At 39.8% G+C, this 12,724-nt stretch carries 15 protein-coding genes; 13 read left to right on the plus strand and 2 right to left on the minus strand.

What is annotated here, in order from left to right; translation table 11 throughout:
- Window positions 1-375 precede the first annotated feature (375 nt).
- Window positions 376-957: a Rok-like winged helix domain-containing protein gene (locus tag MHB38_RS07275; RefSeq protein WP_007498648.1), complete on the plus strand. Its 582-nt coding sequence runs from the start codon at window positions 376-378 to the stop codon at window positions 955-957.
- Window positions 958-1,019: 62 nt separating this feature from the next.
- On the opposite strand, the gene MHB38_RS07280 is transcribed toward MHB38_RS07275, so the two are convergent.
- Window positions 1,020-1,937 (minus strand): hypothetical protein, encoded by a 918-nt coding sequence (locus tag MHB38_RS07280; protein WP_008345172.1) that lies wholly within the window; start codon window positions 1,935-1,937, stop codon window positions 1,020-1,022.
- A gap of 83 nt (window positions 1,938-2,020) precedes the next feature.
- Here MHB38_RS07280 and MHB38_RS07285 point away from each other — a divergent pair, with 83 nt between their 5' ends.
- Genes MHB38_RS07285 through moaD form a run of 6 tightly spaced genes read left to right on the plus strand, consistent with a single transcriptional unit; the run spans window position 2,021 to window position 6,151 of the window.
- On the plus strand, window positions 2,021-2,602 hold the full coding sequence (locus tag MHB38_RS07285; RefSeq protein ID WP_207209281.1) for a molybdenum cofactor guanylyltransferase: 582 nt from the start codon (window positions 2,021-2,023) through the stop codon (window positions 2,600-2,602).
- Window positions 2,603-2,631: 29 nt separating this feature from the next.
- Window positions 2,632-3,648, plus strand: coding sequence for a MoeB/ThiF family adenylyltransferase (locus MHB38_RS07290; RefSeq protein ID WP_341002993.1), 1,017 nt, complete (start codon window positions 2,632-2,634; stop codon window positions 3,646-3,648).
- A 9-nt stretch (window positions 3,649-3,657) separates the two neighbouring features.
- On the plus strand, window positions 3,658-4,932 hold the full coding sequence (locus tag MHB38_RS07295; RefSeq protein WP_203144297.1) for a molybdopterin molybdotransferase MoeA: 1,275 nt from the start codon (window positions 3,658-3,660) through the stop codon (window positions 4,930-4,932).
- On the plus strand, window positions 4,914-5,441 hold the full coding sequence (mobB, locus tag MHB38_RS07300) for a molybdopterin-guanine dinucleotide biosynthesis protein B (RefSeq protein WP_129548265.1): 528 nt from the start codon (window positions 4,914-4,916) through the stop codon (window positions 5,439-5,441). The genes MHB38_RS07295 and mobB overlap by 19 nt, the downstream gene beginning before the upstream one ends.
- On the plus strand, window positions 5,434-5,925 hold the full coding sequence (locus MHB38_RS07305) for a molybdenum cofactor biosynthesis protein MoaE (RefSeq protein WP_008345161.1): 492 nt from the start codon (window positions 5,434-5,436) through the stop codon (window positions 5,923-5,925). Before mobB ends, MHB38_RS07305 begins: the two co-directional genes overlap by 8 nt.
- A complete protein-coding gene (gene moaD, locus MHB38_RS07310; RefSeq protein WP_008345159.1) occupies window positions 5,918-6,151 on the plus strand; it encodes a molybdopterin converting factor subunit 1 in 234 nt (77 codons plus the stop codon). Before MHB38_RS07305 ends, moaD begins: the two co-directional genes overlap by 8 nt.
- A gap of 47 nt (window positions 6,152-6,198) precedes the next feature.
- On the opposite strand, the gene MHB38_RS07315 is transcribed toward moaD, so the two are convergent.
- The gene (locus tag MHB38_RS07315; protein WP_008345156.1) at window positions 6,199-6,576 is read right to left on the minus strand and encodes a Rok-like winged helix domain-containing protein; all 378 of its coding nucleotides are present in this window, start codon (window positions 6,574-6,576) and stop codon (window positions 6,199-6,201) included.
- Window positions 6,577-7,094: 518 nt separating this feature from the next.
- Here MHB38_RS07315 and MHB38_RS07320 point away from each other — a divergent pair.
- The 6 genes from MHB38_RS07320 to pfkB all read left to right on the plus strand — a co-directional run bounded on the left by MHB38_RS07320 (window position 7,095) and on the right by pfkB (window position 12,719).
- Window positions 7,095-7,715, plus strand: a complete 621-nt coding sequence (locus MHB38_RS07320; RefSeq protein ID WP_341002997.1) for a YIP1 family protein — start codon at window positions 7,095-7,097, stop codon at window positions 7,713-7,715.
- Between the two features lie 20 nt (window positions 7,716-7,735).
- On the plus strand, window positions 7,736-8,842 hold the full coding sequence (locus MHB38_RS07325) for an efflux RND transporter periplasmic adaptor subunit (protein WP_116306807.1): 1,107 nt from the start codon (window positions 7,736-7,738) through the stop codon (window positions 8,840-8,842).
- Entirely contained in the window at window positions 8,839-9,540 is a 702-nt protein-coding gene (locus MHB38_RS07330) for an ABC transporter ATP-binding protein (protein WP_017367165.1), read from the plus strand. The genes MHB38_RS07325 and MHB38_RS07330 overlap by 4 nt, the downstream gene beginning before the upstream one ends.
- Window positions 9,527-10,720 carry an ABC transporter permease gene (locus MHB38_RS07335; protein ID WP_202734521.1) on the plus strand — a complete coding sequence of 398 codons (1,194 nt, stop codon included), beginning with the start codon at window positions 9,527-9,529 and terminating at the stop codon, window positions 10,718-10,720. Before MHB38_RS07330 ends, MHB38_RS07335 begins: the two co-directional genes overlap by 14 nt.
- Before the next feature lie 335 nt (window positions 10,721-11,055).
- On the plus strand, window positions 11,056-11,811 hold the full coding sequence (locus MHB38_RS07340) for a DeoR/GlpR family DNA-binding transcription regulator (RefSeq protein ID WP_024719553.1): 756 nt from the start codon (window positions 11,056-11,058) through the stop codon (window positions 11,809-11,811).
- On the plus strand, window positions 11,808-12,719 hold the full coding sequence (gene pfkB, locus MHB38_RS07345) for a 1-phosphofructokinase (RefSeq protein WP_046343437.1): 912 nt from the start codon (window positions 11,808-11,810) through the stop codon (window positions 12,717-12,719). Before MHB38_RS07340 ends, pfkB begins: the two co-directional genes overlap by 4 nt.
- Window positions 12,720-12,724: the final 5 nt, after the last annotated feature.

Here is a 12,724-nt window from a genome sequence, read left to right on the forward strand (position 1 = left end):
GATTTCATTAAAAAAATTTCCTGAAATAAAAAGGTATTATGACCTATTTACATTTTTATTTTGAAATGAAAATGTAAAGATTTTAACTTTTTACTATTCAGAACGTTTTTGCACAAAAGAAATTTCAGTTTGGTAAATAACTATATAAATCAAGTAGTATAAGCATTTATTCAAAATTTTTACAATATTTTAAAGGTGGTCAAAAGCCTATAGTGGCAATGAAATGGGTGCCGATTTTTCTTCTTTGGCAAAATTTTAGTTGGAAATACCTATCTGATAGCAAACTGTAAAATGATAAAAAAATAGTTGATAAAATTAGTTTTCTAATCTAATATTTACTATAGAATATTTTTTATATGATGAGGGGGAAATCCATTGTTTAATGAGAGGGAAGCGTTACGTTTACGATTGGAACAATTAAATGAAGCAGAAGTAAAGGTCATCCGTGAATATCAAATTGAACGAGATGCGATTTACGCAAAACTAAGAGAATTAGACCGTCAAGGTACAGGTCTCGTCACAGATACAAAAAAAGAAGTACGTACAGAGAGAAAAACAGATTCACTGCCTGTATTAGCTGAGCTGGCTGCACAAGAAATGAGAAGCTACAATCAGCCTGCGCAAACGCAGTCAAACGTTACATCATCTTTAGGAACAGGTCAGCTAAATGGTGCACCTGTAGGTATTCCTGAAGGATCTACAAGACGCAGAAGAGGCACAGCTAGACCTGGATCAAAGGCAGCTAAGCTTCGTGAAGCTGCAATCAAAACATTAAAGCGTCATAATGCGGCGATTAAAAGCTCTGAACTTCAAAAAGAGATTGAAAAAGAGAGCGGTCTTGAAATTCCAAATATGACAACGTTTATGCAAAGCTTAATTAAAATGTACCCAGAAGTGAAGAAACCTTATCGCGGACAGTATATTTTAGAAGGCGACATTCAAACAGAAGACGAATAAATAAAAAAGAAACTGCTGGGCGTAAATGCCAGCAGTTTTTTCTTGCGTACGTGATGAATGAATCACTTTTTTTGATCAACTGTATAGACAATCTTTCGTTCTTTGGGCATGTTGTCGCGCTGTTTTTTAAATCCATCGATCTTCACTGTCATGACCTCTCCACTCCGCTGCACCGCATCAACTTTTGCCTGGAGCGTTTCTACTTGTTCGTTTAGTTTCTTCAAAATCGGTCCTATTTCTTCGGTTGTTTGTAAAATAGGGTCTTGTGAGAACGGCTCGGCATTTGTTTGGGCTGACTGGTCGATATCAGCAAAATGAGAAGCGATCCATTCCTCGCTTTCGGCCAACTGTTTTTGGTAGCTCGTGAGCGTTTCATAAAAAATGGCTTCTTTTGCTTTTTCGATTTGCAGTAATTTTTCTTGTGTTTCATAAAAACGCTCCTGTAGATGCCGGACGCCTTCTTGTAATAAATGAAGCTCTGCGTTTTTATCGCCTAGAGTTTGCTGCAGTTTTTCAATCACGGCGGATAAAGTATTTCCTTTTTTCTCCTCTTTTGCAAGCTGTTTATCTTGGTCTAGTAATCGCTCCTGTAGTTGCTGAGACATTTCTTTATATTTTACAACCTTCAAATGCAATCGGTGCTTTTCCTCTGTTTCTTTTCGTCTATGATAGGTTTCCTTTTGCAGCATTTCATGAAGAAGGACGATTTTATGTAATAATTCCGATTTGCTATAAGAGAGATCTTGTATTTTAGATGATGCTTCGTCTTGGTCAATGGTCATTTCATCCAATTGTTGTTTTAATTGAGTGAAATCCTTTTTCATCTCATGATATTCTTGAGATAGCTTCTTGTTTTTAGCATAGGTATACGTGGACTGTAAATCTGAAATCATCTGTTGATATTTGGCCGTTTCAGCTTTTAAAAATAGATTTTCTTGAGACAGATCATGGAATAGGGGAGAAGCATGGCGCCGGTTCATAGGTAGACCCTCCTTATTCATGTTATCAATAAAGTATGCGAAATGAGTGCGATTAGAACAACCATATCAAAGGGGATGAGATGATGAGAATAGTGAATGTGATACTAGCCGGAGGTGCTTCTAGGCGTTTTGGAGAGCCAAAGGCAAGTCATGTCTATCAGGGGAAACCACTATATGAACATGTGAAAGAGCAACTTTTGAAAGGGGAAACCGTCATCATCAGTCACCCTAAGCTTCTGCCTTTTTTCAAAGCAAGAGGGGAACAAGCTGTTTGGTTAGATGATGAACAGGTGCGTGGGTATGGCCCGCTTGCAGGTATATATACCGCTATGCAAAAGCAAGAAGCAGAGTGGTATTTAGTGACGGCATGTGATATGCCATTCATACGAAAAGAGACAGCCGTCGCTTTATCTTCTTATTGCCATGAGCATGTAGATGCTGTGGTTCCGATGGTGCAGGGAAGATTACAGCCGTTATTTGCGCTTTATCACCGCCGCAGTCTTCCGTTTATTTCTGCGTGTTTAAAAGAGAATCAATTAGCTATCAAAGATTTATTACAAAAACTTCACGTCCAGGTTGTTCCAGCCGACGAACTGAACGTGGCACCAAATGAATTTCACAATATCAATAAAAGAAGCGATTTACCTGAAAACGGTATGATATGATACATAAAAACGAGGAGGAGAGAACAATATTGAACGAGCGATATTCAAGGCAAATCTTGTTCCCTCCGGTAGGGAAAAAAGGGCAGTCTGCGCTTGCCGAAAGTCATGTCCTTATTGTTGGAGCTGGTGCACTTGGAACAGCGTCTGCTGAAGGGCTTGTCCGATCTGGAATTGGTACTTTGACGATTGTAGATCGTGATTATGTCGAATTCTCAAATTTACAGCGGCAGCAGCTGTACACTGAACACGATGCAAAGATGCATGTGCCAAAAGCGGCAGCGGCGAAAAAACGTCTCGAAGAGATCAACCATGAAGTGACCATACACGCCATTATTGAAGATGCAGGAGTAGAGCTGTTAAGACCTTTATTCCGAAAAGCAAATATCGTCATTGATGCGACTGATAATTTTGAGACAAGAATGGTGATGAATGACTTATCCTTAGAAACAAATACGCCTTGGATTTACGGTGCCTGTGTGAGCAGTCAGGGAATGTATATGACCATTTTGCCGGGCAAAACACCTTGCTTATCATGTGTGTTTACCTCAGTGCCTGTTGGGGGTTTGACATGTGATACAGCTGGTATTATTTCTCCGGCTGTCCAAATGGTGTCGGCTTATCAGCAAACAGAGGCATTAAAATATTTAACAGGGCATGAAGAGCAAATGGAGCGAAAGTTTGTCACGTTTGATTTGTGGCAGTCGTCTTCGTTTAAAATGGATGTATCTCTTACGAAGCAGGAAAGTTGTCCATCTTGCGGCACAAATAGAACGTATCCATATTTACAGGAACAGCGCAAAAAAACAGCGGTTCTTTGCGGACGTGACACCGTTCAAATCATATCTAAGGATTTAGAAAACCTTTCATTTCAGCATGTAAAAGAGCGTCTGTCCTCTATTTGTGAGGTGGAAGTGAACGATTTTTTAATTCATATACGCTATGAAAGACACCGTATCGTTTGTTTTAAAGGAGGACGTGTATTAATCCATGGGACAAATGATGAAAAAGTAGCCAATTCATTACTAGCAAGACTGCTAGGCATATAGGAGTGAGAAGTGATGGAAAGACGACAGCCAATTCCAGTAGAAGAGGCAGTAAAGAAAGTCCACCAATTTCAAAAACATGGACAAGTCGAATGGGTTCCTTTAAAGAACAGCCTTGGAAGATGGATTGCAGAGGATATTTTAGCAGATCACGATGTTCCTGCCTTTGATCGTTCTCCGTATGATGGTTTTGCACTTCGAGCAGAAGATACAAAGGATGCATCGAGCGAGCATCCGGTTGAATTTGAGGTCATTGATCATATAGGGGCAGGTATTGTTTCTGCAAAAACGATCGGCCCTTTTCAAGCGATTCGCATCATGACAGGAGCGAAGATTCCAAAAGGAGCAAATGTTGTGATCATGCTCGAATTGACGAAAACGTTTAAAAAAGACGGCAAATCAATGATGTCACTTAAAAGACCTCTGAAAAAGGGTGACAATATTTCTCGGCAAGGAGAAGAGACCCTCAAAGGGAACGTCATGATCAAAAAAGGCTCAAAAGTAACCCCAGGCGTGACGGCGATATTGGCAACGTTCGGGTATGCGGTTGTGCCAGTCGCCAAAAAACCGGTGATCGGTATCATCTCAACAGGTACCGAGCTCCTACAAGTAAGTGATGCCATGGTGGACGGTAAAATTAGAAATAGTAACCTAAGTATGGTGTACGCCCAGGTTCTTGAAGCTGGAGGAGAACCGCTTGATTTAGGCGGTGTATCCGATGATTTTGATCAAAGCTATGAAGCAGTAAAAGCAGCCTTAAGCAAAGTTGATATGCTCATCACAACAGGCGGTGTATCGGTAGGTGATTTTGACTTTTTACCTGCTATTTATGAAAAACTAGGTGCAGAGGTGTTGTTTAATAAAGTGGCCATGAGACCTGGAAGTGTGACGACCGTTGCGGCGTTGCCAAATGGTCAATTGCTTTATGGGCTGTCAGGAAATCCAGCTGCCTGTTTTGTTGGCTTTGAACTATTTGTCAAACCGATCATTTATAAATGGTGTTTGAAAGAAAATCCATTTCCCGTTTTTTCTGAGGCGAAGCTGACACATGATTTTCCAAAAGCCAATCCGTTCACACGATTTGTTAGAGCATCACTTGATTTCACTGGCAGTCAGCTGAGTGTGACGCCAACAGGTCTTGATAAATCTAGTGCTGTGACATCGATTGCTCATGCTGATTGTTTCATTGTATTGCCCGGAGGAACAAGAGGGTTTAGTGCAGGTGACCAGGTCAGCGTTCTGCTATTTCACCACGAAGGCGGTGCTCCATGTTGGATGACAAATTAAACATTCTACAAGTCGTGGGCTATCAAAATAGTGGTAAAACGACGCTGATCGAAAAATTATGTCAGCTGGCGGATGAAGAAGAAATGCAGCTAGGCTGCTTCAAACATCACGGACATGGCGGAAAGCCAGACCGTCTGTTCAAACAAAAAGATACGGATCGATATGTTCAAGCGGGTGCATTTGCCGCAGGTGTGGAGGGAGAAGGTGAATGTCACTTTTTCATAGGGCACATGACATTCGCACAACTACTCAACATGTGTCAGCATCTTCCTTTAGATGCCGTCTTGATCGAAGGATACAAACAGGCGCCTTACCGCAAAATCCTGTGTGTCAAAGACGAACAGGAACTCATTGATCTTTCAACACTTTCTCATATACAAGCAGCCATTTATTTCAATAAAGAAATACAATTCACTGAGAAATACCCGTTTCCTGTGTTTTCAGCATTTGATAAGCGCGGGATCACATTTGCTTTTAATTTATTGAAGGGGGAAGCCTTGTATGAATGAACTTTTTAAGATCACAAAAGAGCCAATTGATGTGAATGAATTGATTCAGCATGTCACAAGACGCAAAGCGGGAGCCATTACGACATTCATAGGCACGGTAAGAGAATGGACAAATGGCAAAAAAACGCTGCGTTTAACATATGAAGCATACATACCAATGGCGGAAAATATGTTGAGTCAAATTGGACAAGAAATAAAAAAACGCTGGCCCGATACAGAAGCTGCTATTGTGCATCGTATTGGCACTCTTGAGATATGTGACATTGCAGTGGCAATAGCTGTTTCATCACCTCATCGGAAAGCTGCATACGAAGCCAATGAATATGCGATTGAACGAATAAAGGAAATAGTTCCTATTTGGAAAAAGGAATACTGGGAAGATGGAGAGGCTTGGATAGGTGATCAGCTTGAAACCGTTTCATACCCGGAAGGAAAACCTAGTACTCTCCAACTTAACGAGAAAGAAGGGAAGCGGCATGATTAGCGTATTATTGTTCGCCGGCCTTGCTGAGAAGGCCGGTAAACAACAAATCATCATTCAAAAAGATCAAACAACGGTTGATGAGATTAAAATAGAATTACAGGAGGTATATGGTGTTGATACTGCACAAAACGTGATGGTTGCAGTCAACGAAATATATACGAGGGGAAATGCTGAAGTGCGTAGCGGGGACACTGTTGCACTCATTCCTCCTGTAAGTGGTGGATAATAGATATTAGAGGATTTGGTTATGGCCGGCGGCTGTAACCAATTTTTTTATGTGTGAAAAGATTGTAGAGGTACTTGGGTATGATCTTCGTAAATAAAACATCCCCGGCGTGCTTTAGAAATGTGAGGATCGAGCTGTTGAATGAGATCATACAATTCGCTGATTCGTCTCACATTGAAATCTGTTTGAGCTTGAAGCTGTTCTTTTAGTTCTTTTGTGCTCACGATGCTTCCCTTTTTTTCTTTAATAATATCTACACACCTTGCTGCGTAGTATATTTTGTCATTAGAAGGTCTGCTCTCTTTCATATCAAGTAATTTGAGCTCATGATAAATCAGTTCTCTTTCCTTTCTAAAGTATTGCCATGCTTCTTGTTCCTTTTCATAAAGTAAAATCAATTGCATTTTCAATTTTTCTCTTAACATTCACTTGACTCCATTTCCACTATCATTTAACCTACCTCTATTTTACATTATATGAAAAAATAACATTTGATCAAGTAAAATCCTTTTATTTTTATTTTTTTAATATGAAAGTATTGATACTAAAGGCTCATCTGTTCTATAAAAGGCGCTAAACATAGTCCTATAAAGCCGGGATTCATTGAAATTACTAGGAATATTTTAACAAAAAATTGTTGTGTCTAACTGAGACCATCTGAATCCAAAGGAAAAGGATATTTATTCCGAAAGACATGTTGTTTACTTCATAAAATGTTTTTCAGTCAGTAAAATCATGATTTTTTCATATGAATATGGTCGGATCAAGGTATCATTTGAAGGATGTCGTTCATGAAAATAGAATAATAGATTCAATCCTATCACTATGAAAATAAGAAAATCAAATGATCTATCACTTATTGGCAATCTTTTGATAAAATAGGAACAACAAGAGTATGAAAAAACGATTCCATACTTACAGCACATGGAGAGGATGACATTTGATGAAAGAAACAACGCCAAAACCCACAATGATTGGAGTAAGCACAAGACCATCAGAGCATTTAAAAAGAGTGTGGGAGCAGCCATTCGTTTGGTGGCCTTTATCATGTGTGCTTGTATTAACAGTTGTTGTCACTTATTTGTCTCAGCTAGTGAATGAAGGATTGTGGGCAGATTTAATTTTACCAATCCCTTTCGTTTATGTGATCACGCTCATTGGTCTGGTCATTGGGATTGTCATTAATACTGCTGTATACAAGTTCATCGTCTTTTTGGCAAAAGGTGATGCAACATTTCATCAGCTGTTTTCAGGTGTACTGTATATCACGCCTATTACGATCATTGGTACGATTATTTCTCATTTGGCGATCATTTTTTTTCATGTGCCAAAAGATATCACGGTTACCTCATTAAACGCATTCATTCGAATGTCTGGTCCATGGCATGCCGTGTTAGCCAATATCGATCTTTTTGTGATCTGGAATCTTGTTTTAACAGGCTTTTTATTGATCAAAGTCGGCCGCATTTCGCCAAGAATATCTTGGATTATTGTGAGTGTCTTTTATGTATTATCTTTAATTTTTCAATATCTAGGAACTACGATCACCATCAACATGCAGTAAGCTGGGGGTAGAATGTTTTTATGAGAAAGAAAATCATTATCGGATCCATTATCATTATTGTGATTGGTCTATTCATTGGATTTAATATTGCAAAAAACCAATCAAAGCCTGCCTCTACGGCATCATTTAAAACAGTCCAACTTGCATCAAAAGAAATAACTTCTACGGTGATGACGCCTGGAACACTTTCATTCTCGGAGGAGCAATTCATTTATACAGAAGAGGAGAAGGGAAGCCTGAATCATATCGCTGTGAAAGAAGGAGAAAAGGTGAAAGTTGGAACACCGCTCCTAACATATGAAAATAAGGAACTGGAGCTTGAAGAACAGCAGCAAGCACTTGCGGCTGAATCAAGTACACTAAAGCTTGAACAATTACAAAATAGACTCAATACATTAGATGAAAATCAGGGAAAAAAGGTGGGCTCTGATTCGAAAAACGAGCGAGATCAGCTTGAACTCGAACTCAAAGCTGCTGAATTAGAACAAAAACAAGCGGAGCTTAACCAAGAAAAAGTAAAGGCACAAATAGAAGATTTAACGATACATAGCAAAATTGAAGGAACAGTCATCTCCATCGAGCAAGATGCTGGCGCAGGGAAGCTAGAAGAGAGACAGCCGGTGATCCATATTGGCAATGAGAAAAAAATGATCGTACGAGGCTTAATCACTGAGTATGACGCTATGAAAGTCAAAAAGAAACAAAAAGTAAAGGTAACGTCTGATGTCATTCGCGGAAAGAGCTGGCAAGGAGTGGTGAAAAAAGTGGGCGCTGTGCCTGCCCAGTCAACAGCAGAAACAGCTGCAAGTGATCAAACGGTACAATATCCAGTCGAAATTGAAATAAAAGGGAAAAAACCGGATGCAAAACCAGGCTTTAAAATGATCATGGAAATTGAAACGGACAAGCGTCAAGTGCTCACAATTCCTGAAACAGCCGTGAAAAAAGAGAAAGATGGTTCATACGTTTATGTTGTTGAAAAGAATGCATTGAAGAAAGTAAGAGTGACATTAGGTGAAACGTCAGGTCATGATCTTGAAGTGACGAAAGGTTTAACAAAAGAAGATCAAATCATTGCAGAGCCATCAGATGAGATGTATGACGGAATGGAAGTGAATGCTGAATGATTCAGCTTTCAAACGTGACAAAAAGCTACGAAGTCGCTGAGGAGACATTTGATGTATTAAGTGATGTGGACCTTGTCATTGGTAAAGGCGAGTATATGTCCATTATGGGCCCGTCCGGCTCTGGAAAATCAACGTTAATGAATATCATCGGCTGTTTGGACCACCCGACCTCCGGACAGTACCATTTTCAAGGTATGGAGCTGTCGGCAGCAAAGGATCAAGAACTGGCAGTGATTCGAAATCGATCCATTGGTTTTGTTTTTCAACAATTTTATTTACTGCCTAGATTAAATGCGAGGCGAAATGTTGAACTTCCAATGATTTATGCTGGTATCAGTCAAAAGGAAAGAAAAGAACGTGCGGAAATGGCACTTGAAAAGGTTGGTTTGGCAGATCGAATGAAGCATATGCCAAACGAGTTGTCAGGGGGTCAAAAGCAAAGAGTAGCCATCGCACGTGCGATTGTCAATGAGCCGAAGCTCATCTTGGCAGATGAACCAACAGGCGCTCTTGATTCAAAAACGAGCGGCTCGATTATGGAACAGTTTACAAAGCTCAATGAGGAAGGAACAACGGTTGTGCTAGTTACTCATGAAGAAGAAATAGCTGCGTATACAAACCGGATAGTCGTTGTAAGAGATGGACGCCTCGTTCAAGATAGATTGATACAAGGAGACGCAATGAATGAAACTCTTTGAAAATATCAAAATAGCGCTGAATTCTGTCTTAGCTCATAAATTGCGGTCTATTTTAACAATGCTTGGCATTATTATTGGGGTTGGATCAGTGATTGCAGTCGTTGCCATCGGTCAAGGCGGAGAGCAAATGCTGAAAGAATCAATTTCAGGGCCAAACAATACCATTGATATGACCTATACACCCTCTGATGAGGAGTTAAATGCGAATCCTAATGCGTTATTTGAAGCCACATTTACTGAAGAAGACATTCAAAGTGTTCAAGCATTGAATGGGGTTAAACAGGTTGCCTCCTCCACTGCACAAGGCATGCAATTAAGATTCCAAGATACAACAATAGATGCAACGGTCAATGGGATTAATGAAGGCTACACGAATGTACACTCATTACATATAGCAGAAGGACAGGACTTACGTGAAATCGATTTTAGGAGCGGAAGAAGGGCAGCTGTTATTTCAGAAGGGATACAAAAAGAATTGTTTAATGGAGAGAAGGCAGTAGGCGAGTTGATTTGGATGAATGGACAGCCGGTTGAGGTGATCGGAGTTTTAGCAAAACAGGAAGGGCTGTTTTCATTTGATATGAATGAAATATATGTCCCTTTTGCAATGCTGACAACTGCATTTGGTGTGAAAGAATATGATAAGTTGTCTATTCAAGTCGCACATGCTGATCAAATGAAAGAAGTGGGAAAGAGTGCGGCTGCACGCTTAAATGAAAATCACCATACAGAAGATGCTTACGAAATGATCAATCTGGAAGAGATTGTAGCAGGCATTGGTCAAATTACGTCAGTCATGACAACAATCATTGGCTCAATTGCTGGAATCTCATTACTTGTCGGCGGCATTGGTGTCATGAATATTATGCTCGTATCTGTCACAGAAAGAACAAGAGAAATCGGAATTCGAAAGGCACTTGGGGCAACTAGGGCTCAAATACTCGTTCAGTTTTTAATTGAGTCTGTCGTCCTTACACTGATCGGTGGGTTACTTGGAATTGCGCTTGGCTTCGGAGGTGCTTCACTTGTGTCACTGTTTGCAGGGTGGCCTTCTCTTGTATCGTGGCAAATCGTATGTGGAGGCGTCCTATTTAGTATGCTCATTGGTATTATTTTTGGACTGATTCCTGCCAATAAAGCAGCGAGGCTCGATCCTATTGAATCACTTAGATATGAATAATCCTAAAGTTAACTTTCAAAGTGCTGACAAGAAGGTAGAACGAGATATATTGCCTGCTGCTCCACACCTGAAGCTTTTATGCAAAACGCATAAAGGCTTTTTTTCGTTCAATTGAATGAAATGAAAAATGATAGAAATGCTAATATCATGACTTTCTTCTCAATGTCACATATTTTTCAGTTTACAAATGGTACATATAAAGGTAAGATGACCATTGTGAAAGATTTTGATAGTTATTGAATGTATTTGATTGTTTTGTATTGATAATGTTGAAAAAAGCGATTACAATAAAGGTGCGCGCAAAATGAATACGTTTTCAAAAGGGGGTGTTTTCAATGCTCACACCAGAAAGACATCAACTCATTATCGACTATTTAGAAGAAAACGATGTCATCAAAATACAGGACTTAACGATTATGACGGATGCGTCTGAATCTACAATTAGAAGAGATTTATCAGCCCTCGAAGAAAAAGGCTTTCTTAAAAGAGTTCACGGAGGAGCTGCTAAAATATCTAGTATTCGTCTTGAACCAGATGTGTTTGAGAAATCTGCCAAAAACCTTCATGAAAAGTCATTGATTGCAGAGGCAGCTGCATCACTTTTAAAACAAGGCGATTGTATTTACTTAGATGCTGGTACGACAACACAGCAAATGATTGACTTTATCGATCCAGATCAAGATATCGTGGTGGTGACAAATGGTGTCATGCACATTGAAGCACTCATGAGAAAAGGCATTTCTTTTTACCTGATAGGCGGATCAGTGAAACATCGAACAGGAGCCATGGTGGGAGCCGCAGCTTTGACAGCTATGGAAAATTACCGTTTTGACAAGAGCTTTGTTGGGACGAACGGCATTCATCCCGAGGCAGGGTTTACAACACCTGATCCAGAAGAAGCGCTCATTAAAAAAAGAGCTATAAAGCAGGCGAAAAAAACCTACATCTTAACAGATGCCTCAAAGTTTGGCGAAATATCGTTTTCAACCTTTGCTAGTTTACAGGAAGCCACCATTATCACAAACGACGCAAAAGAGGATTCATTCGATAATTACCATGAAAAAACGGTTATAAAGGTAGTGAAAACATGATTTATACAGTTACTTTAAACCCATCAGTTGATTACATCGTACACGTGGAGGATTTTGCGGTCGGTGGTTTAAATCGTTCAACCTATGACAAAAAATATCCAGGTGGTAAAGGAATCAATGTCTCAAGGCTTTTAAAACGGCACGGTGTTGAATCAAAAGCACTTGGATTCATTGGCGGTTTTACAGGCAAATATATTCAAGACTTTTTACAAAACGAACAATTACAAACAGCCTTTCATGAGGTGTCAGAAGATACACGTATCAATGTGAAACTAAAAACAGGCGAAGAAACAGAAATCAACGGGCTCGGTCCAAGTATTACTGAAACGCAGTTCGATTCGTTTTTATCCCAATTCACTTCATTAACAGAAGGCGATGTCGTTGTATTAGCAGGTAGCATTCCTTCTTCACTGCCTCATAACACATATGAGCGCATTGCTGAGGTATGTGCGAAGCAAGGGGTAAGAGTAGTACTTGATATTTCTGGAGAAGCCTTAAAAAAAGCAGCAGATCTGAAACCATTCTTAATGAAACCAAACCATCATGAGTTAGGTGAAATGTTTGAAACCAGTATTTCATCTGCAGAAGAAGCCATTCCTTATGGGAAAAAGCTGTTGGAACAAGGTGCTGAACATGTCATTGTATCTATGGCTGGAGACGGCGCTCTCTTATTCAGTAAGGAAGGGATCTTTCAATCTAATGTTCCAACAGGCAAGCTGATCAACTCAGTTGGTGCAGGGGATTCAGTCGTTGCAGGATTCTTAGCTGGCGTTTCTAAAGGCCTTTCCATAGAAGAATCATTTAAGCTTGGCGTCACATCAGGAAGTGCTACAGCATTTTCTGAGGAACTTGGAACAAAAGAGCTTGTCGATACATTATTGCCACAAGTAAAAGTCACACGCATTTAAAGGAG

This window comes from Bacillus sp. FSL K6-3176 (assembly GCF_038003325.1).
Classification (GTDB): Bacteria; Bacillota; Bacilli; order Bacillales; family Bacillaceae; genus Bacillus; species Bacillus altitudinis.